The 24,335-nt window shown below is 53.2% G+C and carries 25 protein-coding genes; 15 read left to right on the forward strand and 10 right to left on the reverse strand.

Annotation, left to right across the window (positions count from 1 at the left end; genetic code table 11):
* Positions 1-163: 163 nt before the first annotated feature.
* Complete coding sequence (locus tag VE954_RS11980) at positions 164-889, forward strand: HAD family hydrolase (protein WP_324952981.1); 726 nt, start codon at positions 164-166, stop codon at positions 887-889.
* On the opposite strand, the gene VE954_RS11985 is transcribed toward VE954_RS11980, so the two are convergent.
* Genes VE954_RS11985 through cysS form a run of 3 tightly spaced genes read right to left on the reverse strand, consistent with a single transcriptional unit; the run spans position 825 to position 4,077 of the window.
* On the reverse strand, positions 825-1,352 hold the full coding sequence (locus VE954_RS11985) for an MgtC/SapB family protein (protein WP_324952982.1): 528 nt from the start codon (positions 1,350-1,352) through the stop codon (positions 825-827). The two genes, VE954_RS11980 and VE954_RS11985, sit on opposite strands and share 65 nt — an antisense overlap.
* Before the next feature lie 16 nt (positions 1,353-1,368).
* The gene (gene hutI, locus VE954_RS11990; protein ID WP_324952984.1) at positions 1,369-2,607 is read right to left on the reverse strand and encodes an imidazolonepropionase; all 1,239 of its coding nucleotides are present in this window, start codon (positions 2,605-2,607) and stop codon (positions 1,369-1,371) included.
* 3 nt (positions 2,608-2,610) lie between these two features.
* Positions 2,611-4,077, reverse strand: coding sequence for a cysteine--tRNA ligase (cysS, locus tag VE954_RS11995; protein WP_324952986.1), 1,467 nt, complete (start codon positions 4,075-4,077; stop codon positions 2,611-2,613).
* Positions 4,078-4,240: 163 nt separating this feature from the next.
* Between cysS and VE954_RS12000 the strand changes: the two genes are divergently transcribed.
* From VE954_RS12000 to VE954_RS12020, 5 genes are all read left to right on the forward strand, one after another.
* Positions 4,241-4,558: a hypothetical protein gene (locus VE954_RS12000; RefSeq protein ID WP_324952989.1), complete on the forward strand. Its 318-nt coding sequence runs from the start codon at positions 4,241-4,243 to the stop codon at positions 4,556-4,558.
* Between the two features lie 117 nt (positions 4,559-4,675).
* On the forward strand, positions 4,676-5,359 hold the full coding sequence (locus VE954_RS12005; protein ID WP_324952991.1) for a hypothetical protein: 684 nt from the start codon (positions 4,676-4,678) through the stop codon (positions 5,357-5,359).
* A 109-nt stretch (positions 5,360-5,468) separates the two neighbouring features.
* Positions 5,469-6,362 carry a hypothetical protein gene (locus tag VE954_RS12010; RefSeq protein WP_324952993.1) on the forward strand — a complete coding sequence of 298 codons (894 nt, stop codon included), beginning with the start codon at positions 5,469-5,471 and terminating at the stop codon, positions 6,360-6,362.
* A 170-nt stretch (positions 6,363-6,532) separates the two neighbouring features.
* Positions 6,533-7,591, forward strand: a complete 1,059-nt coding sequence (locus tag VE954_RS12015; protein WP_324952995.1) for a chemotaxis protein CheX — start codon at positions 6,533-6,535, stop codon at positions 7,589-7,591.
* 168 nt (positions 7,592-7,759) lie between these two features.
* A complete protein-coding gene (locus tag VE954_RS12020; RefSeq protein WP_324952997.1) occupies positions 7,760-8,554 on the forward strand; it encodes a sulfite exporter TauE/SafE family protein in 795 nt (264 codons plus the stop codon).
* An 18-nt stretch (positions 8,555-8,572) separates the two neighbouring features.
* Here the strand turns inward: VE954_RS12020 and VE954_RS12025 are convergent, their stop codons facing one another.
* Positions 8,573-9,325 carry a hypothetical protein gene (locus VE954_RS12025; protein ID WP_324952999.1) on the reverse strand — a complete coding sequence of 251 codons (753 nt, stop codon included), beginning with the start codon at positions 9,323-9,325 and terminating at the stop codon, positions 8,573-8,575.
* A gap of 360 nt (positions 9,326-9,685) precedes the next feature.
* On the opposite strand from VE954_RS12025, the gene VE954_RS12030 reads away from it, so the two are divergent.
* From VE954_RS12030 to argH, 3 genes are all read left to right on the forward strand, one after another.
* A complete protein-coding gene (locus VE954_RS12030) occupies positions 9,686-10,105 on the forward strand; it encodes a hypothetical protein (RefSeq protein WP_324953001.1) in 420 nt (139 codons plus the stop codon).
* Between the two features lie 37 nt (positions 10,106-10,142).
* Positions 10,143-11,348: an argininosuccinate synthase gene (locus VE954_RS12035; protein WP_324953003.1), complete on the forward strand. Its 1,206-nt coding sequence runs from the start codon at positions 10,143-10,145 to the stop codon at positions 11,346-11,348.
* Between the two features lie 223 nt (positions 11,349-11,571).
* Entirely contained in the window at positions 11,572-12,945 is a 1,374-nt protein-coding gene (argH, locus tag VE954_RS12040) for an argininosuccinate lyase (protein ID WP_324953004.1), read from the forward strand.
* Between the two features lie 17 nt (positions 12,946-12,962).
* Here argH and VE954_RS12045 read toward each other — a convergent pair whose 3' ends face one another.
* The 3 genes from VE954_RS12045 to VE954_RS12055 form a co-directional block, all read right to left on the reverse strand.
* Complete coding sequence (locus VE954_RS12045; protein WP_324953006.1) at positions 12,963-14,282, reverse strand: class I SAM-dependent RNA methyltransferase; 1,320 nt, start codon at positions 14,280-14,282, stop codon at positions 12,963-12,965.
* Positions 14,221-14,556, reverse strand: a complete 336-nt coding sequence (locus VE954_RS12050; RefSeq protein WP_324953008.1) for a hypothetical protein — start codon at positions 14,554-14,556, stop codon at positions 14,221-14,223. Before VE954_RS12050 ends, VE954_RS12045 begins: the two co-directional genes overlap by 62 nt.
* Before the next feature lie 84 nt (positions 14,557-14,640).
* Positions 14,641-15,393: a hypothetical protein gene (locus VE954_RS12055; protein ID WP_324953009.1), complete on the reverse strand. Its 753-nt coding sequence runs from the start codon at positions 15,391-15,393 to the stop codon at positions 14,641-14,643.
* Between the two features lie 117 nt (positions 15,394-15,510).
* Between VE954_RS12055 and VE954_RS12060 the strand changes: the two genes are divergently transcribed.
* The 4 genes from VE954_RS12060 to VE954_RS12075 all read left to right on the forward strand — a co-directional run bounded on the left by VE954_RS12060 (position 15,511) and on the right by VE954_RS12075 (position 21,017).
* Complete coding sequence (locus VE954_RS12060; protein WP_324953011.1) at positions 15,511-16,608, forward strand: hypothetical protein; 1,098 nt, start codon at positions 15,511-15,513, stop codon at positions 16,606-16,608.
* Positions 16,609-16,619: 11 nt separating this feature from the next.
* Positions 16,620-17,318, forward strand: a complete 699-nt coding sequence (locus VE954_RS12065) for a hypothetical protein (RefSeq protein ID WP_324953013.1) — start codon at positions 16,620-16,622, stop codon at positions 17,316-17,318.
* A 177-nt stretch (positions 17,319-17,495) separates the two neighbouring features.
* On the forward strand, positions 17,496-19,583 hold the full coding sequence (locus tag VE954_RS12070) for a hypothetical protein (protein ID WP_324953014.1): 2,088 nt from the start codon (positions 17,496-17,498) through the stop codon (positions 19,581-19,583).
* A 141-nt stretch (positions 19,584-19,724) separates the two neighbouring features.
* A complete protein-coding gene (locus tag VE954_RS12075) occupies positions 19,725-21,017 on the forward strand; it encodes an MFS transporter (RefSeq protein ID WP_324953016.1) in 1,293 nt (430 codons plus the stop codon).
* Positions 21,018-21,021: 4 nt separating this feature from the next.
* Here the strand turns inward: VE954_RS12075 and VE954_RS12080 are convergent, their stop codons facing one another.
* The 3 genes from VE954_RS12080 to VE954_RS12090 form a co-directional block, all read right to left on the reverse strand.
* Complete coding sequence (locus tag VE954_RS12080; RefSeq protein ID WP_324953018.1) at positions 21,022-21,264, reverse strand: zinc ribbon domain-containing protein; 243 nt, start codon at positions 21,262-21,264, stop codon at positions 21,022-21,024.
* Positions 21,265-21,327: 63 nt separating this feature from the next.
* Positions 21,328-21,807 carry a nuclear transport factor 2 family protein gene (locus VE954_RS12085; protein ID WP_324953020.1) on the reverse strand — a complete coding sequence of 160 codons (480 nt, stop codon included), beginning with the start codon at positions 21,805-21,807 and terminating at the stop codon, positions 21,328-21,330.
* A 22-nt stretch (positions 21,808-21,829) separates the two neighbouring features.
* Positions 21,830-23,194 (reverse strand): hypothetical protein, encoded by a 1,365-nt coding sequence (locus VE954_RS12090; RefSeq protein ID WP_324953022.1) that lies wholly within the window; start codon positions 23,192-23,194, stop codon positions 21,830-21,832.
* A 222-nt stretch (positions 23,195-23,416) separates the two neighbouring features.
* Between VE954_RS12090 and VE954_RS12095 the strand changes: the two genes are divergently transcribed.
* Both VE954_RS12095 and VE954_RS12100 read left to right on the forward strand, forming a co-directional pair.
* Entirely contained in the window at positions 23,417-23,746 is a 330-nt protein-coding gene (locus VE954_RS12095) for a PadR family transcriptional regulator (RefSeq protein ID WP_324953024.1), read from the forward strand.
* A complete protein-coding gene (locus VE954_RS12100; RefSeq protein WP_324953026.1) occupies positions 23,733-24,326 on the forward strand; it encodes an HAAS signaling domain-containing protein in 594 nt (197 codons plus the stop codon). Before VE954_RS12095 ends, VE954_RS12100 begins: the two co-directional genes overlap by 14 nt.
* Positions 24,327-24,335 lie beyond the last annotated feature (9 nt).

Here is a 24,335-nt window from a genome sequence, read left to right on the forward strand (position 1 = left end):
ATTGAAAGGCAGTCACCGTTCGTACAGGATTTTTCCTAATATTCGAGTCGTACATAATTAATGGGATAGACGGGAAATTTGGGATTTCGTTGCAACGCGCATACAATTTGCAACGAGCTTCATCGAGCGAGGCTGCTATCATTCTTCATAAGCGGAGTCATTCATGGGTCAGGATATCAAACATCTGCTAGCCGATAAACAAGCGATTCTGTTCGATATGGATGGGACCTTGGTCAACAGTAATGACCTGCATGCCAGTGCCTGGTCGGAAGCGCTGAATTGTTTTGGCCACGAAATATCAGCGGAAACCGTGCGACCTTTGATTGGCAAAGGTGGTGACAAGCTGCTGCCGGAGCTGACCGGAATCGAGGCAGAAAGTTCGGACGGAAAAAAAATTAGCGAGGCGCGCAGCAAAATATTTATCGAACATTATGCGCCGCGCGTTAAGGCCTTTCCTAAAGCCAAGGAACTTCTGAATCAACTGCAGACGCAGGGCAAACACATTATAATTGCCACGTCGGCCAGCAAGGAGGAACTGGAAGCGATTCTGAAAGCTTCCGGGCTGGAAGGCATTTTCCCGGATATGACGTCTGCGGATGATGCCGATGCATCCAAACCCGATCCCGATATCATCCAGGCCGCTTTAAAAAAAGTCGGTGTCCCCGCGGATCAGGCCCTTATGATCGGTGATACGCCGTATGATGTGGAAGCATCCATCCTGGCCCATACACCTATCATAGCCTTTCGATGCGGCGGCTGGTTCGATGAGGATTTCGAAGGAGCGTTGGCCGTTTACGACGGACCCGAGGAAATGCTGACGGAACTCAATCGGACCCCGACCACTTCCGCTCTGCAGCCGACACCTTTGCACGGCGAGCCGACGTTTTAGGCCTGGTTGTCGGTTCACGAATCGCGACCAGAATGCCCAGCGCGAACAGAGTGCCGATGACGGCACTCGCTTCCCGTCCCATCCCGATGACAATGCCCAACGCTGCGGTAAACCAGACGCTGGCAGCGGTCGTGAGACCCTCAACTTTGGATTTATCGGTGCGTTTGATAATGGCGCCGGCTCCGACAAATCCAATGCCGGCCATGATTCCCTGGATAATGCGACTGAGGTCGGCAAACGGCATGCGGGCCTGTTCGGCGGCAGCAATGACAAAGGTGGTTCCTAAACAAACCAGCATATGGGTGCGAAGTCCCGCGTCTTTGCCTCGCCACTCGCGTTCATAGCCTATCAGTCCCCCGAGCGTCGCGCTCAGGAGCAGCCGAACACATAAGCGCGTCGCCGTTTGCAGGCTGGGCAGATCAGAAAATTCAACGGTAATTCCATCCCAGATTTCCTCTAACAAAAGAACGCTCCACTTCTTAGGTCAAACGCATGCCACCGATCACGACCTCCTTGGGTTTCGTTTGACCAAAGTGAGCAATCCACTGTTCGACAGAATTGACTCCGTGTACCACAACGTCGGCATCATAGCCGGCGACCAGCGCACCTTTTTTATCTTCAAGTCGCAAGGCTCGCGCCGCATTCCAGGTGACAGCCACTAACGCCTCGGCTGCACTCAAGCCACAGTATAGGGCGGCGAGGCCGGCTGCAAATGGGAGATTGCCGATGAAACAGGAGCCAGGATTAAAATCACTGGCCACGGCTATCGGACACTCCGCATCCCGATAGCGGGAGGCTTTTGCATAGGCGATTTTCGTATAGAAAGACGTGCCAGGCAACAGAACCGCCACCGTTCCGGCTTCCGCCATGGCGCGAATCCCTGTGTCACTGGCGGCTTGCACGTGATCGGCACTGGCTGCGCCCCAACGGGCTGCTGCAAAAGCTGCGCCACTGTCATTGAATTCGTCGGCGTGGACCCGCAGTTTCAGGCCCAGGGACAGGGCTTTTTGCGCAAAGCTTTCGGTGTCTGCCACGGAAAAATAACCGTCTTCCACGAAGGCGTCGACCCAGTCGGCCAGCCCGGTGCGGGCCAGTTCCGGTAAAAGTTCATCGCGCATGGCTTTGACATAGGCCGATTTATCGGGGACGTCAGCCGGCAGATCATGCAAGGCCAGACAGGTCACCACCACAGTTTGGGGGCTGGCCGCTCCCACCTGCCGCAAAATCCGCAGCAGTCGCAGCTCTTCGTCCACCGATTGCCCGTAGCCGGTCTTGGCTTCGACCGTGGTCACCCCATGCCGCAGGAAAACCCAAAGCTGCGACAGGCATTTTTGCATCAAAAGGGAATCATCCGCCGAGCGTGTGCTGCGAATGGAATATTTGATCCCGCCGCCTCGCGCCGCGATATCCTGATAGGTGGCCCCGCTCAGGCGCATGGCAAATTCATGCGTGCGATCCCCACCGAAAATAGGATGCGTGTGACAGTCGACCAGACCTGGTGTCACCAGAGCCCCGCGCGCATCGAGGTACGACCAGCGCTCGTAACGTTCCGGCGCCTGGCCGGTGCCGACTTCCTGAATTTTTCCATCAGCGATGGCCACCCATCCCTGATTGATCACACCCAAATCATTCGGGGTGATCCGGACAAACCTTTTTTCCTCGGCGAGGGGAGAAAGCGTAACGAGCTGTCCACAGTTCTTGATCAGTAGCTGTCCCATGTCTCAGGCCTCATCATCTTTCCAGAGAATTGTCCAACGCGTGCCTTCCGGAGTATCCATCACTTCAATATTCAACTGCAAGAGTTCCTGGCGAACCGCATCAGCCTTGGGCCAGTCTTTGGCCTGACGTGCATCGTTGCGCGCTTGGATCAGACGGTCGACTTCGCTTTCAGCCAGGTTCATTTCCTTCAGAATCTGCTGCTTCAGCTGCGAAATGAACGCCTGGGGCTCCATTTTCAGCAGGCCGAAGACACGGAACAGTTCACGGAAAGTTTCGGTATAGGCCTTGGCCGTGAAACTTTTCTGAGGCGTTTTTTTCCCCTGACGCAGTTCATTGGCGCGACGGAATCCCAGCAGAAGTTCCCGCAAGGCGCCTACCGTACCAAAGTCATTGCTCATCTCGCGGTGGAAGGCTTCCGCCACCTGCTTCGGATCAAAATTGGGCAGGAACTTGTCCTGGGCCGGCGCATCGGCCGCCAGACGATCCAGGTCCTGTAGGCTTTCATAGAAATAAAGGAGTCGGCGCGCCGCCTGACGGAAGACCTGCTCGGAAAAATCCACATTGGATGTGTAATGGAACTGCAGATACGCAAGCCGCAGGACTTCACCGGGAAAGCGGGACACAAAGTCCTTGATCAGAATATGGTTGCCCAAACTCTTCGACATCTTCTGCTTATTAATCGTCAAAAGCCCGGAATGCATCCAGTAGCGCGCATACTGGCAACCATTGGCCGCCTCGGATTGCGCGATTTCATTTTCATGGTGGGGGAACACCAGATCGCGGCCACCGCCGTGAATATCAAAGCTGGCGCCTAAAAACATCTTCGCCATGGCACTGCACTCGATATGCCAGCCCGGGCGTCCGCGCCCCCAGGGGCTATCCCACGAAGCGCCTTCGACGTCATCGTGTTTCCACAGGGTGAAATCCATATCGAATTCCTTGTCGCACATGGCAAGGTCACGGGTGCCACCGCGCAGTTCGTCGGTCTTGCGATTGGAAAGTTTTCCGTAATCACTTTTCTTCAGCACGCGGTAGTAAACATCGCCTTCCGCGTTGGCGTAAGCAAAGCCCTTCTGCACCAGGGCCTGGATCATGGCAATAATCTGAGGGATCGATTCGGACACGCGCGGCTCATGATTCGCAGGCCGGACGCCCAAGAGACCCATATCCTCTTCCGAAGACTTGATCATGGCATCCACCAGCTGCTTGGGCGTAATCTGGCGCTCGCGGGCCCGATTGATAATTTTGTCGTCGACATCGGTGTAATTTCGGACATAGGTCACGCGGTAGCCGCAGTATTCGAGATAGCTGCGGATGACATCGAAGTACACCGCTTGCATTGCATGGCCAATATGACAATTGTCGTAAACAGTCACACCACAGGCATACATCCTGACGTGATTCGGCTCGAGGGTTTCCAGCTTTTCTTTTTTTCCCGTAAGTGTGTTGAGGAGATGGATCTCGCGCACGATGGCTCCCTAAGTCCCAAAAACTATTGTCATATTATCTGGGCAAAAACGACCAGATCACCCTTATACAAGACGCAACTGGACACTGTCCATTGCATCGGTTCAGTTTATCCTCAAGTTTCCTGCACGTCGTTCGATAAATGAGGCAGGAGGGTCATGGCCGATGTCCGGTGCATCCAAATCTCAAACCATCGAAGTCAGCGAATTGCAGTATTATTTTGATGCTGTGGAGCGCGATAGTTTGGATCGCCTCAATCATAGCCGTCGATCCTCGGAAGTGCTCGCCATTCGTGATCGCCTCCTGACGCTGCCGGACAAGGACTTTGAAGTTGCGGTTCAGACTATTAAAAACATTCTGACGCCGGGTAGCGGCAAGGCCATGGCCGATGATAGCAAGGTCAAAAAGCAACAGGCGACCGACCTCTATGAAAAGACCCGCATGGACAAACCACTGGCTCATATGAAGGCCGGTTCTGTTTAAATTTAAAAATTTTGGATGGGAACGAAACTTACCATAACCGGATCCCTTCCCAGGGACTGCCCAGCACCCCCCGCATTCGACTACAATAAGAAGACAAGACCATCGAAAGGGAAACGCATGCAGCATCCACTCTGGGATGACGAGATGAAGTTTGAGCTCTTCCGTTTTCGCAGTGAGCTGAAGACCGAAAACATTCGCGTGCTCGCTGAACCCATGGGCCTTGGCCTGGTGAAACGCGAAAGCAGCCCTGGACGCAGCCTCTATCCCCAGCTGGCCCATGCCCCGCTGCAGCCCGAAACGACGGCTACAAAAAAACTAAACACCAGATCGACACCCACACCGCCGGTGATGAACTATCCAACTCCCAGTGAAATGCCTGCGACATCTTTGCAAACAAGCGCTGTACCATCGATTCCAAATCCCCAGCAGCCCATGTTGCCCATGGCGGACAGGTCACAAAATTCCTTTCGGCGTTGGCTCTTCCTCGTGCTGTCGCACTGCGTTGATCTCGGTTTTGTTGGGCTATGCCTGGGTATGGGGTTCATCGTCCTGGGTTTTGTCATCGATCCCGCGAATATGTCTTTGCACCCCAACATCTTGATGCAGGCTGCTCCCGTGCAAGTCTTGCGACAGGTCCATGGTTGGGCTCTGCTGGTTGGAGTTTACGTTGTATTTGGCGGTTACTGGCTGTTTTTCCGTTTTGTTTCCGGAGCAACCCTCGGTGAAACTTGCTTGCACAATTTCAGCCATGACGACGAGCCCTCCCGCGCGGCACCAGTCAAGGGTTCCGGGGATTCCTGACCGGGCATCCTTGACAGTCTCAAGATGTGGTATGTATAGTTGTTATAAGCCTTTTTAAAAGTAAATGAATGACTTGGCCAGCGTCCTGTGGGACGTCGGAGGATAAGCCATGAAGCGTTCGGGAGCTGTGAAATTCCCCCACTCGGTGCAGCTGTTTAAGTTTTGTCAGAAAGTGATGATGCACCAAAAGGGTACCAAGGTTCGGGACCAGGAGGTGGGTTCCATCCTGAATTTCAACCCCTCGGACTGTAGTCACTGGAAACGCGGGGAGAAAAACGTTCGTTCAGTTTTCGCATTAGCGAAACTAGCCGACGCCTTGAGCGTTGAAACCACACTCATTCACGATATCACCAGCGGTACCGCTGATCTGGATGAAGCCTTTTTTGAGTATCAGGAAGCGAAAAGCTTTCGTGCGCTCAAAGAACAAATTCAAAAAGTGAATCCCGAGCAACTCAAAGCCGCTCGTGAACGCGTTGTTGAATTTGCTCAGCGCATCCAACAGGAATGCGAATTCCAAACGCCGCCCCTGTATCTGCCAGAGGTCATGCGCACCTTTGCCTTTATCAGCACGCAGCCCGTGGATATGCTCGATAAATTGAGCCGTATCCTACGCGTCAAAGCTGGTCAATACTGTATTCAGTATAAAAAAGGCGAACTGAAAGCCCAGACCCGTATGTCGATGGTGAAGGACCTGGCTCGTATCATCTTTGAAGGTGAACGCGGTCGCTTCCCTGAATTCGGTCCTCTGCAAGCCGAGCTGGTCGCTTATGAAGAGCAGGTCTTCGTTGCCAATCTTCTGCTGCCCCGTTCCATGCTGCAAGCTGAACTCGGCAAACTGGATACCCGTCGCAACGTGATCAGTGAACTGGCAACCATCTTCTGGGTTCCCAAGTCCCTCATCAGCTATCAGCTGCAGGAAATCGTCTGCGAAACGCTGAAGCCGTCCGACACCAGCATGCGCTCTCATTCTGAAATGTCTCGACCGGAATCCATCACTGCTTAAGGGCGGTTGGACCCTCTAATCGCAACAGTTGGAGCTCCGCTAAAACGGAGCTCTTTTTTTTGCCATTTTACGGTGTTGCCAAGAGGCCCCGGTGCCCTGAATCAGCCCTTGCCTCATGCTGCCGAGTCAGATTCCGATACGTATGACAGGAATAGAGTGAGGTTTTAACGGTGAATACCGCGCAATTGAAAGTCTTTGAGTCGTTTGTCCAGGAAGCCATGCAGCAAACGCTGCCCCAGGTCGGACTGAGTCGCGTCGAGGACAGCTATGACAGTGAAATGGTTCACTGGCCGGATCCCATTCTGGTCAGCATCATGAGCTTTCAAAGCACCAATATGCAAGGGACAGCGGTCATGGGATGCGATGCCGCATTCCTGGAAAAAACCTATCCCAATTTTGATCCGAATGATCCAGCCCGGGTCAGTCTCCTTCACGACTGGTTGGGAGAGCTGAGCAATCTGGTGATCGGTCGTTTGAAAAACAAGCTCCTGCCCTTTGGTGTGACGCTGAAACTCAACCCGCCTTCCGTCACCGAGGCCAGCGAAATCATATTTGATAGCTATGCGACCCGCAAGGATAACGTCAAAGTCTGGTTCAGTTGCGACCATCAGTTTTTCTGTCTATCCTTCAGTGTTGATCTGGATGCTTCGGTGGATTTTGCCGCGCACCTGCCCAACCAGGGACATGAACTGCAGCCAGGTGATGCCATCTATCGCCTCAATGAGCCGACCGGTTCGGTTAAAAAATATGACGTGATCGCCCAGATCCGTTCGGGCGTGATGACGGATGACGATCCAGCTTTGCACGATGACTTCGAAGGCGACTTCGATGACGACGTTTCCCTGCCCTCGATGCATCGACATCTGGAAGGCGTTGATGAACTGGAGGCCAGCACCACGCGGCGTCCGGCCAGTACCACCAATATTCCCAGCGCAACGCGCGTACAATATCCTGATGTCCACCAGACCACAGTCAACAACAGTTCGCTGCCACCCACCAGCACGCGTCGGCACCTGGAAGCAGCTGAGTGGAGCGATACCGGCGAACTTTGCCTGCGTTTTCAAGGTGGCAGCATCGTGCGTCTGTCACCCGCCAATCTTCTGGCCAAAGGCACCGAGTCTTTGGTGATCGAAGGCTATCAACTGGAAATCAAACAGACGGCTCATGGCATTCGCGTGACGCTGCCTGAACTTCAAATCTCTTTGGAAGCGCCCATCCGCGCCGCTTGAGATGTTGCCTTGCGTTGCAACATGTGTTGCAACGTTTTGAAACAAATTCTTAATGAATGCCAGCAAAACCTTGCCGTCACGGCCTCATGGTCGCCGATATGGGGCGTCAATCATGGCACATGAATTGATAGCCTGATGGTCTCGACGCCTTCTGGGGAGCCTGGGTTTATGGAAGTTATCGGTTATCTATCAAGCATACTCATGGGCCTCTCGCTCGGTTTAATCGGAGGGGGCGGCTCCATTCTCACGGTCCCCATTCTGGTTTATTTGTTTGCCCTGCCGCCAGTGGTCGCCACCGGCTATTCCCTTTTTATCGTCGGTCTCACGGCCTTGTTCGGCGGTATCAATTTCATGCGGCAGAAGCAGGTGGATTTTAAAACCGGCCTGATCTTTGCGGTCCCCAGCTTTTTAGGTGTCTACGCGGCTCGTGCCTGGGTGGTACCGGCCTTGCCAGATACTGTGTTTCAAATGGGAGCGTGGTCGATGAGCAAGAACGTGCTTATCATGCTGGTGTTTTCTGTCCTGATGATCCTGGCTTCCTATTCCATGATTCGAAAAGCTCCGGTCGCGCGAGATAGGGCCAAGCTATCCCCTCTCAGGCGGCATGGCATCATCGGACTGGAGGGGCTTGTGGTCGGGTGCGTGACGGGTTTTGTCGGTGCCGGTGGAGGGTTTCTCATTATTCCGGCTTTGGTGATTCTCGTGGGACTGCCTATGAAGAAAGCCGTGGGGACTTCGCTCTTTATCATCGCCATTAAATCTTTGTTTGGTTTTCTGGGCGAATGGCAGCGCCATCCCGGGGTTGATTGGCAGCTGCTGCTGTCGATTGCCGGCATCGCCATCACGGGTATTTTTATCGGATCTTATGTATCCCGTTTCGTGGCAGAAAACCGTTTGAAGAAAGTATTCGGCTGGTTTGTGCTGGTCATGGGATCCGGAATTCTTTTGCAGCAGACTCTTTGAATCCCGGACCGGCTGGCCTTACAAAAAGCTCGCGGCCAGACCCAATATCGCACCAAACACACCACCCCAGACAACCAGCCAGCCTAGATGGGAACGAATCATATCCTGGATGATGTCCTTGACCATCTGGGGAGTCAGCTCCTCCAGCCGGGCCTGCACGACCTGTTCGATCTTGTCCATCAATCCTGGGGCTGAAAAATCCTTGGCCAGGACCTTATGCAGAATCTCGCCAAACTTGGGTGAACCGACGATTTCCCGAATGGCTTCCTCGATCTTTTGTTCAAAGGCGGGACGCAGGTTTTTCTTCACGGCATCCATGCCCCCAAACATGGCCAGCATGGGACCAAAGGGCGAGTTCTGGACGGCGCCCATCAATTTTTCGAAGAGGATTTCGCGATCAATGGCGTTGATGATGACATCGGCTTCAATGGCTCGCGCTGCATGATTGCCCAGAAAGCGTTCCAGATTTTCCTGGGTAAAGAATTCCTTCATGATCAAGCGGCGGATACCGCTTTTGAATTCTTCGAACTTAAGGGGGATAATGCCCGATCCGTAAAGGCCGGGGACACGTTCAAACAGCATGTAAATGGCAAGCCAGTTGGTGATCGCGCCTGATAAAGCATAGGACCCTATGGCTTTTAATTGAGGACCCCAGATGGGACTCACAAAACCGAGCAAGAAACAAAGGAGTGACAGGAAATTGGTGAGAAAGCCCATATCCCACCATTTAAATCTGCCAAACACCCCAGCCGCCTTGTTTGAAAAACTCATTCCATCCCCTTCGCAACTCACTATTCGGACTGCTCGCATATTACTACAGTTATGCGCATAGCAGGTGCAAGATGAAACCTTGAAAGCGTTGGGAGGATCGTCCTGGCTGGGTGGGTCTCTGCATTCTGGTGGCTTCTCGAATGTTTTGCCTCATACATTTATGTCATTTATTCCGATCAGTTGCTTCTGCCAAACCCTTGATTTCCATAGATCCCACCGAACCTGGTTCGCTCCTGCTTGAACTTTCCCAAAAAAATTCTGGGATCACCCCCATTTTTTTGTTGGGTGTCTTTGCATAATGGTGTAGTTATGCGTATGTAAAGTGTTTTTATGCACATGATACGCATATAGGTGTCAGCCATGCTCGACCAGAACCGCCTTAGCATCATTGCCGACGTTATTCGCAGTAATAAGGTGAGCAACCAGCACGATCTCAAGGAGCACTTGAAGGAGCGGGGATTCGATACCACGCAGTCGAGTATTTCCCGTGATCTGAAAAAGCTGGGTGTGGTGAAGGTCGAAGGTTTCTATAAGACTCCCAGCATCGCGCCTGGGGAGTCGAGTAAAGTAGATCGACTCGATGCCACGACTGCCGGGGACAATCTCATCGTCCTGAAGACAGGACCAGGGAATGCCAACCGTGCTGGGGTCGTGATCGATCGTGCGAATATTCCCGGAATTTTGGGAACCATTGCCGGGGATGACACCATTTTTGTTGCCGTAGCGAATCGTCAGCAGCAGGCCAAAGTCCTGAGACGGGTCTTTGCCTTATTTGATTGATTGTCATAAACATATGTTCAAGATGGAAGGAGCAGCCGTGCAAGATATTAAGAAGATCGTACTCGCCTATTCGGGTGGTTTGGATACTTCGGTGATGGCGAAGTGGATCAAGGAAACCTATAAATGTGAAATCGTGGCTTTCACCGCCGACATCGGTCAGGGCGCGGAGCTTTCGGGGCTGGAAGAGAAAGCCCTGTCGACGGGTTGTTCCTCGATCTTCATTGAAGATCTGCGGGATGAGTTCGTCCGTGATTATGTGTTCTATGCGATCAAAGCCAAGGCGGTCTATGAGGGCTGCTATCTGCTCGGCACATCCGTGGCCCGTCCCGTGATTGCCAAGCGGCAGATTGAAATTGCGCAGAAGGTGGGAGCCGATGCGGTGGCACATGGTGCCACAGGCAAGGGCAATGACCAGGTTCGTTTTGAATTGACCTATTACAGCCTCAAGCCTGATATCAAGGTGATTGCACCCTGGCGGAACTGGCCTTTTAAGTCGCGTACGGATTGTATCAACTATGCTCAGGAGCATAACATCCCCATCACGGCGACGACTGCCAAGCCTTATTCGATGGATGCGAACCTCATGCACATTAGCTATGAAGGCGGCATTCTGGAAGATCCTTGGGCTTCGCCGCCTGAAGACATCTTCCTTCTGACCAAATCGATTGAAAAGACGCCGAATGAAGCGACGGTCCTGACGCTTTCTTTTGAACGCGGCGTGCCCGTGGCCATTAACGGTGAAGCGATGAGTCCTGTGGCTTTGCTGACTCGTTTGAATGATGTTGCCGGTGAAAACGGAATTGGCCGGATTGATATCGTGGAAAACCGCTTTGTGGGCATGAAGTCGCGCGGTGTTTATGAAACACCGGGTGTGACCGTCTTGCACCAGGCGCACCGGGCTCTGGAAAGCATCACGCTGGACCGTGAGGTGATGCGCCTGCGCGATAACCTTTCGATCAAGGTTGCCGAGCTGATTTACAATGGTTTCTGGTTTGCCCCTGAATTCCAGCATATCAAGGGTATGATCGAAGGCATGATGGAAAACGTGAGCGGTGATGTGAAGCTGAAGCTTTTCAAAGGCAACGTGACCACCCTCGGCCGTCGTTCGCCGCACTCGCTGTATAGTGAGCAGCTGGCTACGTTCGAAGCTGATCAGGTTTACAACCAGGCCGATGCGGAAGGCTTTATCAAGCTCAACGCTTTGCGTTTGCGCCGCCAGGCTCAGCTGCGGTTGAATTCATAAGACGTTCTTTGCCGCGCGCTCAGGTGCGGGGCATGAGGTGACAGCACCGTCGTCCCGCGCTCAGGCGCGGGGCATGAGGTGACAGCACCGTCGTCCCGCTCTCAGGTGCGGGGCATGAGGTAACAGCACCGTCGTCCCGCGCTCAGGTGCGGGGCATTTGAGATGGCGTAACAGCTCCCCCATCACCCCGCACGTACGTGCGGGGCCATTTGAGGTTAGACACATGAAATCACTCTGGGGCGGTCGCTTCAGCGAGAAGCAGAACGACTTCTTCTTTCAGTTTAACGAATCCTTCAGCTTCGACATGCGTCTGGCTGAAGTCGATATTATCGGCAGCAAAGCCTACGCCAAGGGTCTGCAGCAACGCGGCATTTTCACAGAAACTGAACTCACCGCCGTTCTGGGCGGGTTGGACGAGCTGCTCCACGATATCCAAAGTCAGCCCGAAATTCTGGCCAAAGCCTTGAACGAAGGTTATGAGGACGTGCATTCCTTCGTCGAATACCAGCTCACGCAAAGAGTCGGCGACCTCGGCAAGAAACTCCACACCGGCCGCAGCCGTAACGATCAGGTGGCCACGGATCTACGGCTTTACCTGCGTGGCGAACTGGATGCCACTGTTGACCTGATTCAAAAACTGCAAAAGACTCTGGCCCACATGGCCAACGAGCATCCTCAGACCGTGATGCCCGGCTATACGCATTTACAAAAAGCGCAGCCGATTCTGTTCGCCCACTATCTGCTGTCCTATTACGAAATGTTGAAACGCGACGCCAGCCGACTCCTCGACGCGCGACGTCGATTGAATATCCTGCCTTTGGGTTCAGGAGCTTTATCCGGCAACAGCATGGGTGTGGATCGGCATTTTCTGGCCGCCGAGCTTGGGTTCGAAGGCATTACCGCCAACAGCCTCGACGCCGTCTCGGATCGCGACTTCGCAGTGGAATTCATGAGCGGCGCGAGCCTCGGCATGGTGCACCTCAGTCGGCTGGCCGAAGATTTGATCCTTTACTGTTCGGACGAATTCAGATTCGTGCGCATGGGAGATCAGGTCTCCACCGGCTCGTCCCTCATGCCACAGAAAAAAAATCCCGATGCCTTGGAACTGATTCGCGGTAAAAGCGGGCGAGTGGTCGGGAACCTGATGGCGCTGCTCACGGTTCTGAAGGGTCTGCCTTCCTGCTACAACAAAGATCTGCAGGAAGATAAGGAAGCGCTCTTCGATAGTCTGGACACTTACAAAGCCAGCCTACGAGTCATGAGCCTGGTTCTTGAAACCATGACCGTCAACGAAGAACGTATGGCCACGGAAGCTGAGAAGGCTTACATGAATGCCACGGACCTTGCCGATTATTTCGTTGGCAAAGGCATGGCCTTCCGTGAAGCCCATCATCTGGTCGGGGAAATCGTTCTTGATGCGATCAAAAGCGGGCGCAGTCTCAGTGAATTGACCCTGGCCGATTACCAGAAATTCAGTAACCTCGTCGATAACGACGTGTATCATGCGCTGGAGATCATGGCGGTTCTGCGCAAAAAATCCAGCATCGGCGGCACCAGTCCCGAGCAGGTGCAGGCCGCGCTGCAAGGTCTTTCGTAACGCAAGCCAAGGCCCCGTCAAGGGGCCTTTTTCAAAACGCAGACCGTTTCCACATGAAAGCTCTGCGGGAAAAAATCCAGACCCATGACCTGCTCCAGCTGATAACCAGCCGCCAGCATCATCTTTAAATCCCGAGCGAGCGTATTGGGATCACAGCTCACATAAATCATCTGGTGCGCCCCGAGCTGCACGATCGGCTCAATAGCCTCGGCCAGACCACGCCTGGGCGGATCCACAATCAAAAGATCCACAGCGGGAAGCTGAGGGAAGAGAGTTCTGATTTCCTGCGCATCACCCGTTGCATAATGCGCGGACACAAGGTTATTGGCGTCAGCATTATAAACGGCCGCTTCAATGGAAGGTGCAAACGCCTCCACGCCAAAGACCTTGATTCCATCGCGGGCCAAAGCCAACGACAGATTGCCACTGCCGCAGTAAAGGTCCACCGCATGGGTCACCTGATGAGCCCGTGCGAAATCCCGAACCCAGCCGCGCAGAAAACGATTGGCCGGAAGATTCACCTGCTGAAACTGGCCCGCTCGCGTATAAAACCTGAGACCTTCCCACTCTTCGAGCAGAACAAATTCGCGCGGGTCGACACTCAGTTTTGCCGCCAGCCCAGGATCCTTCTGCACGGCCTCCTGAAAATCCTGACGAAAGCCCGGAGCCTCATCAAAGCCCGAGACCAGAACGCGACCATCGGCGACGACCTGAAATTCAAGACTGGTGTGAAAGGGCCGTTCACGTGGTGGAAAGCGCAGGATGAGGCAGCGCTTTAAAACATCATTGATACGATCATCCGCAATAAAACAGCGTTCGATGCGGACCAGGTCATGGGAGCCCTTGGCAAAATAACCGAGATGCACGGAGCCATCCGGCAACACCTGCCATTTCACCTCAATACGATTCCGATAATGCAAGGCGTCGGGAGAAGCCTGCATGACAAAGGGATAGGAGCCCGTCGGGATCCCACCGATCCGTTGCAGGGCGTCTTCAATAAATCCGGCTTTCCAGGTCTGCTGCATGGGATAGGGCACTCTTTGCCACTGACAGCCACCGCAGCGATCGGCATACGGACATGGGGCATCCACAGCATAGACGGGTGGTGTCACACGCTGAAACACGCGGGCTTTGGCGAAACGTTCCTTGTCCTGATAGACATCAGCGGTTACCGTTTCCCCGGGCAAGGCATCGGCCACAAAATAAACTTTGCCGTCGTGCCGGGTCAAGGCATCGCCGCCAAAGGCCACACTATCGAGAGTCAGAGTGATGCGTTCAGGTGTGTTCGAGACGGACTGAGGTTTTTTTGCGGGTGTTTTTCTTTTGCGACTCTTCATGCGGAACCAATTCAATCGTAATATGGATTTTTCTATTTTCGAGGAGCTTGCCTAACGGTTCCTTCAGAACCATCGCCGTGGCTGTTCCAATCTCATGGCAGATGACCTGCACGAGCTCGTCCTTGCCTTTGCCGGCCCAACTGGCCATTGCGGTGAGAAAGTCCTTGGCACCCGGACCGGATGAGTCACTTTTGTCGCTACGGCGACCTATGGAGCCGATGAGGTACTGCGAAAAAAGTTTAATGACGCGGTCACGTTCCGTGGTCTTTTTCATGGATCGGCTCTCCAGCACGTAGCGTTGCACGGTGCTAAGCTAGCCGGGAACACGATTTTTGTCCAGTCTCAACCGGGGCGCTTCTTATCCCACGCGCTCATCCAAAGTTTTAACCAAATCACTTCGCTCCGGGAAGGGCAGGGCGGTCATCACATCGAGGGCGAGCCGCACCCTTTGGGCATCGGCTTCGGGATCCATAATTTTGAAGGCTTCACCCGGCTCCAGAATACCCAGCTCGGTGCGGTTATTGTGCTTGATGCAGCCGGTTTTAAGACCGTGTACGGACGACCATTCCACAATGTGGTTATCGGCAATCAACTGCCAGGCGGAAAGACCTTCTTCATCACTCAACCAAATATGCAGATCCGCATCCTCACCATGAAACCAGACCAGGCCTGCGTGCAGATCCCGCATGAAGGCCGCATCGACCTGTGACAGGGAGTTGGCCAGCTCAATCGGACGTAAGAGGCTGCGGAAAAAATTCAGCATCTTTTCATCTGGCTTATAGAGCTCGAAACCCACCTGCTGCTGGCGCTTCCAGGCTACTTTCACCTGAATATCCTGCACGTCCCCGTGATAGCGCATACGGGCCGCGTAGACATCATTCAACTCAAAACGCTCGTAAGCCCGCAGGGACACGTCGCTGCAAAAGCCTTTGGCGGAAATATCACGAATCACCAGAATATCCTGATCATTCATCACGGTCAGATGCTGCTGGTCGACCTGATAGCGGGCGAAGAGGCGACGGTTTTTACTGGACACGCCGCGGGACAAAAGCTTGCGCTTTTTGGTCTTTCGACCCGAATGCAGTTTTTTTCTTAAAAAGATTCGGAACAAGGCCTTGGCCTCCGCGCAGATTGTGTCCCAACTCCTCTGACTTCCTCCTTATCGTACATTCCTTTCAGATTTCGCGTCCGGCGCCCGATACAAGTTGAGAAGAAGCGAGATTCTTTTATGTTTTTAAAAAAATCTTTTTGGAAGGTAAGCATAGCGGTCCTGGCCCTGGGGGTTCCGAGCGCGAATCTGTGGGCCAAAGGCAGCAACGAGTTGCTTTACACCGAACCTTTCGATCTGGCAGCCGGCGGCACCAGCCTGACCCGGGCCAGCCAGGAGGGGATCGTCTTTGCCAATCCCGCCCTTTTACCCCTGGGTGGCGCCTGGATTCGTTGGCTTGGATTTCAGGCCGGTTTTATGCTCGACCGTGGCCTGGCGCAGAGCGCGCAGGGCGGCGATATTGGAAGCGCGGCAGGCACCGGTGACAGTGATTTCGTGGATGAGCTGTTTTCCAAATCCCTGCATTTCGGCCAAACCGCGACCCTCAGTTTTTTGAATCAAAACTTTGCCGTGAGTGTCTTTGATCGCGTGGAAGTCGACGTGGCGGGCGAACGGTTTGGGGATAGCGGCCTGCCCAGTGTCAATTTCGGAGTGGAAGCCTACGGAGGCATCCTGACAAGCTATGCCTTGCGCCCGGTGCGGTGGTTTTCCTTGGGTCTTACAGCCAAGCATCTTTATGCCAGTGAACCCCAGATTAAAGTCCCACTCACCGATCAGGAAAAAATTCGTCAGCTGTCGTCCAATACAGATGAGCTGAAAGACGAAATCGCCTTGAATCAGGGGACCGGTTCGGATCTGGGTATGCTCTTTCTTTGGCAGGGTCATCACGTGGACCTTAGCATGGGTCTCAAGGTCGAGGACGTCGGAGGAACCCGGTTTACGGGTGATCAAAAGGCTTTTCCTCAAACCTATAATGCTGGCTTCGGCCTGGCCGTGCATGGAACCAAGGAGGTTCTGCATCTCAGTCTGGACTATCGCGATATCGGCAATGCTTATGAAGAGAAGACCTTTAAAAAAGTTTACCTCGGCGCACGCTTTATGCTGCGCAATATGTTCGGCATCGCCTGCGGTCTCTATCAGGGGATTCCCACCGCTGGGGTCCGGATGGACCTTGTGCTGTTCAAACTCGGTTTGACCGCCTATGGCCGCGAACTTGGGACCTATCCCGGTGATAAGCAACGGAATATGGTCATGCTCTATACCAGCTTTGGATTTTAGGAGAGCGTGTGATGCGGTTTCTGCTCCTGATCTTACTATGGACTTTGCACGGCTGTAATACCGGCAGCCACGCCGAACCCTATGCCTCCCTCACCCGGGACGAAGAGGCCCGCGCCGCGTTGGATGCGCTTGATTACGAGACGGCTATCGAAATCTATAAAGAGTTGATCGAAGCCGAGCCCGAGTCCTACGAACGCTACCGCTATCTGTCAGCCGCGTATGCTGCAGCCGCAGGCTTCGATATCATCGAAGTCGCCAAAAGCGATGTGAGTGGAGCGTCGGGCTCCCTCCTGGATGTTCTGGGAACTTTTTTACCCGCCGACCCGTCAGCCGAACAATTGGAAAGCATAGCCCTTGCCAAGGATATCCTGCTCAGTATTCCGGCCGAACTTCGCAGCAAGGATAATACGGAAGTCGAGTATGCCTCGGGTGCTGCTACGCAACTTGAATTCTATCAGTCCGCCTATAGCATCATGTATATCAACCGTTTTGCCCAGATAACGCCGACGGGCACTCTAGATCCCGAACGTCTGGCATCCATGACGGATGAGGACGTGACTAATATCCTGGCTAACTTCAGCCAGGTAGCGGCGACCGGAGGCGAAGGTGTTCCTGCCGCGGCCGAAAAAGTCCTGGTCCAGATTGATCAACAGGAAGGTGCGACGCAGAAGGAAAAGCTTATCAATTTTCTGAATGCAAACAAGAAATAGTCCTCGCCGTATGAAACAGCACAAGAAAATGAATTCCAGCAGCTCCTACCATGAGATTAGTTCAGAAAATATACCTCTCTTTTAACAAGCAAAATTAGCAGCCTGCAGGAATTACTTCGGAGCGTATAAAGAATGGTCGAAGGCCTCTTTGATATTGAAAAAAGAGGGAGCTGATTCATGTTGCGTATTAAGACAGTGAAAATAATGACATTAAGCCTTACCGGTATGTTTCTACTGCAATCCTGCGGCGGTGATAAGAACAACGGCAATCGCGGCGGCGGCGGCCCGATGATTGGAGGCGGCCAGCAGGCCCTCACTGAAGTGAAAGCGGACTTCTCAGGCGCCATCGGCGTTCTGGTGATTGATCCGACTCAGACTACAGGTTCGCTCCGTTTGATCGGTGGTGAAAATGGTCCAGTCAATCTTTCGCTTGCGGATGGTTCTGATTCCAGTGACGGATCCCTGGCCAAAGTCGGTGCCGATGGCGAAGTGAAATCCGCAATCTCGTCTGGTGATGATAGCTCTTCATCGACCGGCGGCGTTTGCTGCGCGCCCAAGTTGCCTGCCGTGAAGACCATTGCGATTTCCCCTAACAAGGAAATCTATCTGCACTTCGAACATGCTTTTGTTTACAAGGCTCCTGATGACGGCGACTGGAGCGACGCCTGGGAACCTTCCTCCGGGAACATGTGCCAGATCTTTAAAGTCAAAGGCGGTACGATCGAAGACCTGATCGCCAATCCTCCGGCTGATGCGGGCAACCTTGAGTGCCTCGACAACCTGCACTTTGTTGACAGCTGGCAGGCGCAGCGGAACTCGGTCTTCCAATTCGATGATCAATCCAACGTTTATTATCCTGGTTCGATTCCCAATGGTAACGGCAAGATGGTTGTGTACAAACGCACCTCAGCCGGTGTTGTCACTGAAATGATCAACAGTAATATCTGCGTGCAGGACTTCCTGGTGACGAAAGCTGGCGGTATCTTCTATACCGGTTCGAGCAACTGTCAGAACGGAAGCGGTGGTAACAGCGGTGGCTTCTTCCGTTATGTTTCGCCCACCAACGGCATCATCGAAATCGCTCGCGACTGGTGGAACTTCGTGTTCGAACCCTCCAGCGGCGCCACAGGAGACAAGGCTGTGTTCTTCGGTCCGGATCCTACGAGTCCAAAAACAGCTTCATGGGATAGCGCTTGTCTCTTTAACTTTGATCCTAACGGTGGTTCCACCGCCAGCGATCGCATTACGCCGGCCATTACCTGCGGTGCTGATATCTGGAGCTGGATTAACATGACTCGGACGGCGGATGTTACGACTTATGGTACCGGTTATTCCAACGGTAACAGTTCGCCGTCTGACCCCTGGATTGCCGAGTTTAAAACTCGTTGTGAAAGCAGCGGTCAGGTGTTTGCTGGTGGTGGTTCGCAGATTTCTTCGATTAAACAAACTTCGACCGGTGACGTTTATGTGATTGGCCAGGTTCGTAAGAAGAAGGAAGGCGAGCTGACCTGCGGTATCAACATCAAGGGTTCGCACTGTGTGTTGAAAGGTATCCCTTATCTTTACGGTCATGCCACCTATGGTGCGGAAGCTTCCTGCCAGGGTGCTGGCGGTACATGGACAGAAGAAGGGTTCTGCAGCAATTCGAGTTTCTCTACCCGGACTACCTGCGTGGCAGCTAACAGCTGGTACTATCGCGACGTCAACTACAACAACGTGGCCTCCGCTCTCTGTGGTGTGACAGGCGACAGCAATATGATTGCTAACACCACCTTTCATAGTACATCGGTGACTGCAACGAACGGCACACCCATCCCAACCGCGAAGTACTCACGCGGCTGGATGAACTGCCAGGTGAAGAGCAGCGACGGCAGCTCCAACAACTTCAACTGGACCGACGAATACAAAGGCCTCGCCAAGGTCAACACAGCCACCAAAACTCTGTCATTGCTTTCCGGCACCGACGAGCAAGCGATCAACCTGTGGCTGGTTCGCGATCAACCGTACTTCTCGTCGTTCAACACAGCTGATGGTAAATACTATCTGAAGAAGTACGAGAACAACGCGGCCGTTGCCGTGGCCTCGAACTTCGAAGCCTATAACCTCTCGGAGTCGGGAGAAGACGGCAAGCTCTATTATGATGGTCTGGACTTCGGCACCAACGCTTACAGCTTTGGTACCATGCTGGAAGCTGCACCTTACACAAGAACCATTAAAACGGGTCTGACCGGTACAGTGAAGACGATCGTCATACTTTCGCCTTGATTCGCAGATAGCCCCCCTTTAAGAGTCATGCCCCAGAGGGAAACCCCTCTGGGGTTTCCGCGTCAAATGATTCCGCTTTTATCCCCAAGCGAAGTTTGCTAGAGCTGTGGTAAAATACAGGGCACCTGCGATGGAGGGGATATGAGCGCTGTGAAAACCAAGGAACAGATCAGGAAGAACGTGTTGGGATCCGTGTTCCTGACCATATTCCTGGACCTCGTTGGTTTCGGTATGTTCATTCCCATCATCCCGCTGGTCGCTCGTCGCTTCGGAGCGTCGGATAGCGAAGCCGTCGCTGTTGCCAGTATCTATTCTCTAGGCACATTGCTGGCCGTCGCGATCCTCGGTCGACTGTCCGACCGTCTTGGTCGGAAAAAACTTCTGCTCGGTACTGTGGCTGTTTCCACGGTCGCACAATTTTTAACCGGTCTCGCCCAAACGTATCCCATCCTGCTTGCGGTTCGTTTTATCGCCGGCATGGCATCAGGCAACATTTCAGTGGCTCAGGCCTGCATCTCCGATGTGACCACACCTCAGGAACGTGGCAAGAGCATGGCTCTGATCGGCATCGCCTTTGGTTTGGGATTTTCTCTTGGGCCGGCCATCGGGGCTTTGATCAGCCTATTTTTTCCGGATCATTCCTTGCTTGGTATTGGGATGGCGGCTGCTGTTTTAAACCTGTTTAACCTTGTGGTGGTGGCGCGTCGTCTGCCAGAAACTCATCATGGACTCGCCGGTCCCGCCATGCGTGAACTGGTGGAGCATGTGCAGAAAGCTGGAAATCCCAAGGCCACGGAACAGACCACTGGCGTATGGTGGCAGGACTTCCGGCGACTGGTTCAAGACAAGGGTTTTCGTATTGTGCTCCTGCTTGGTTTTCTGCAGGTTTTCGGTTTTATCGGTGTTGAGTCGGTGTTATCTCTGGTGCTGAATGATGCATTTTACATCACCGAACAGAAGCATCAGTATTACGCCTTCATGTATATCGGATTTATGCTCGTCCTGGTGAATGGTGGCCTGACGCGACCCCTGATTCAGCGTCTTGGCGAAGTGCGGACTTTGAATTTGGGTCAGTTCCTGCTGGGCATCACCATGATCGCGCTGCCGCTCGTGGCACCAAATCACACCCTGCTTTATGTTTTTCTTTTCACACTGGCGGCGGGCTCGGGCTTATCCAATCCCTCGATCTCATCTTTGACCAGTCGTCTCGCGCCCAACCATATGCAGGGTTTTGCGCTTGGCACCGCGCAGACGCTCGGTGCCCTGGCGCGTATCGTTGGTCCTGCGACCTTCGGCATCCTGTATCAAACGATGGGAGGCGGTCGCTCGCTCTTTGTCTCAGCGGCGCTTATGCTCCTGGGTTGGCTGGTGGCGGTCGTGGGTCTGCAGAGCACACACAAACGGTTTATGGCAGAAAAAGTGGCTTCGAACTGAAGCCTTACTTATGCATATCGCAGTATTTGGCACAAACGTGAGATGGAGCTTCCTTCGGTTTGCTTTGCGGCTTCTCCACCGGAGCGGCGTGCGCTCCTGCCACCTGACCAAAAACCCGACTTAAACACTTTTGCAGATGACAGGGACCTTCACAGGCAGGTCCTTGGGTAGGCTGCGGATCGTGCATGCTGGCTTGTACGGTAAACTGCTTGTCACAGCTCTGACATTTGTAGTCATAGACGGGCATAAGGCCTCCTCGGTGGCAACCACTCTGTTAGGTTATCACCCTGGGCTCGTGCCGCAAATGCCCTCATTTACCTTTTGGTGTCTGGATCATTTTCACCAAAGCGTCGGCCAGTTCATTGGGAACTGGAATGGTCAGATGATACTGGCTAATTTTCCAATCTTTACCATCCTTGACCAAAACTCCTGTGCCTCGGCAGATCCCATACTTGGAATTTTCCAGAATTTCGTCAAACCATGCGACCCGTGTGTCGGGGGCAAAGCTGATGTGCCTTTTTTTGGGAAGATAGGTCCAGCCTCGCCCTTTATCGAAATGAGGTTTGACGTAATCCTTAAAGGCTTTGACATCCCAACGTTCGCCGGCATCGGTCCCAATAAACACAGCGTCTGCTGTCATCAGACCAAAATACTTATTAAAATCGTGGTCCGAAGCTGCCTTGTGAAACTGGTTTAAGACCAAGGCCACAGCCTCTTCATTCTGATTCGCCATGGCAGCGACTCCCCCCAAAAAACTCCAGATGATGATGACCCAATGCAAGACACGCACACCAGTTCTCCTCTCAACCGTATTAAAGTTCACTCTCCAGCAGCAAGGCCATCAGCCCCCCGCCCTGACCAATATTGACAATGGCGTCCGAAGAAAAACGGCACGCTCCGCCTGATGGCCGAAATGAAATGCCTGAGCTGGTGAAAATCGAACAGTCCACATACGTTTCCTGTTCCACCACCTGACCATTCACCAAAAATCGGTTTTGCATTTTACGGCCGGATACCTTTTTCTGGACGATCCACTGATCAGGTCCAGTCTGGACAAGGTGTTCAATAAAGTCACTCCAGGACAAGGGCTCAGAGGCACCTAAAAACTTTTGTGCACGCTCCTGGGTCTCGCGTTCATGAAAGCTGGATCCCATAAACACGCCGTGCCCGCCATAGCCTAGACTGCTTTTCACCACCAGATCATTCGAGTGAGCCTGGACCCAGGTGATCAAATCAGAAATACGAGATCCATCAGGGCCGGATGTTTCCTGGCGTTTCAAGATTCTTGACCAGACCACGCGGCGTAGAGTGGCTTTGATTTCATCATCATGCAAGGCCAAAGCCTGGCTTAATCGAGGATCTGCAGCCTGGCGGGACAGTTCCGCAAGAGTGCTTTTCGCTTCCAGGTGCGCGGCGATCGGATTAAAAACACGATATCTATCCGCATGCAAACACGCTTCGGCGAAAGCGGAAGCTCGCGGCAGACGATGCGCAAAGATGTGCCGATAGACGAGATCAAGCGGTATATTCAGGGCATAAAGCTGCCCTTGTTTTATGACCAGGGCATCAGGAGTGACCACCAGAGTCTCATGACCTTGCTCTTGCCATTTCTTTTGCAGCCACTGCAGCTCCGCAAACTGCGAATCACCTGCGCGCGCGACAATGCCAATGGTCGGTTTCGGCTTGCGCCCTCCGGTCCGTTCATAGTGTTGCAGCAATGCTGTCAGCAGATCCTGGGTATTGGTTGGCTTCTTTATCATTTTACTGGGGAGAAAGGCCTGCAGGTAAGCGCTCTTGATCATATCACTGTAAGCCTGCATCGCTGGAATGGTCGTATTGGCTTCAATAACAATCAGATCATCACCATCAAAAAACAGATCCAGGCGCGCGGTGGCGAGTCCACCAAAGTCAGCTGGTTCTTTTTCCAAGGGCGCAAGGTTTACCAAAAGGCTGCTTTGTGAATTCTGCCGCAGTGAGGCACTCACTTTTTCCAGGGCTGACAGGACCAAGCCTGCATCATGCTGGAGCTCGGACCACTGGTGATCGGGCAGGACCAAGGGATGGAGGGAAGCCGGGATCATTGCATAACCCTGCTCAGCGTTGCGAAAGACGCCCAAGGGTGCTTGCTCAAGAGCGGCGCGAAATGTGGCTATCGCAGCCTTGGAAACGTCGGACATGGCAGGCACTCCCAGATGGTAGAGATTTGGCTCCTGCATTCTTTCGCGAGATCAGAACCACCGCAATACGTCGAAAATACAGGTGATATAAAATCGACTCAAGATTTCACTGTGACATACCGTAAAGTTCTTAACACGGTACCTTGCAATGCCGTGTAGCGTGTGTTACAAAATACCTGTCCCTACACGTAAGGGCATGATTATCGGCATAAGGAACGCAACATGCGAACTCAATTGAAAAAAGGTAGCCTTGAGCTCTGCGTTCTCGCCGTCCTGTCCCATGCAGACCGCTATGGCTATGAGCTGGTTGAGAATATTTCACGCCATATCGACATATCAGAGGGGACGATTTATCCTCTGCTGCGGCGCTGCTTGAACGATGGATGGTTTGAGACGTATCTAAGGGAATCCGACCAGGGTCCACCGCGAAAATACTATCGCATCACGGACAAGGGACGCGAAGTGTATCAAGAAATGCGGACCGAATGGGATGAGTTCGCAACGGCCATGCAAAATCTTCTGCAAGAGGTGGACAATCATGCAAGAGCATAACTTTATTACGGAACTGGAAAGGGCTCTGAGTCCGCTTCCGACCTCACAGCGTGACGATGTGCTCGCTGATTACCGTGCGCATATCTACGAGGCCCGGGAACGGGGCAAGACGGACGAGGAGATTGGCGCCGCCCTGGGCGATCCCAGGACGCTGGGCCGCACCTTTGTTGCGGATTATCACCTGACCCGTATCAGCAATCCTCATGAAGGCCAAAGATTTACGACCAGTCTTTATCACATGGCCAGGGCCTTCCTGGTGGTGATATCGATCCTGGCCTTTAATTTCTTCTTTATGCTGTGGCCGATTCTGGGTCTGGCGTTGCTGCTGGGAACGTCCTGGTTGCTGGCTGGAGTCGCGGTCTTTGTCGGACTCATCTTCAGCATCGCGATCCTGGTGGGGAATATTGCGACACCGGCCACCATCGACCTGTCCACCAAGCTCGCCCTGAGTTTTTACAGTCTCTCGATTTTTGGTGCATCTTTATTGGCCTCCATTGTGCTCTATCAGCTGAGCCGTTGGTTTCTGATGGGTCTGATGAAGTACATCAAATTGAATGCGAAAGTTATACAACCCGACTGATCACAGAAT

Source organism: Oligoflexus sp. (assembly GCF_035638955.1).
Taxonomy (GTDB): Bacteria; Bdellovibrionota_B; Oligoflexia; order Oligoflexales; family Oligoflexaceae; genus Oligoflexus.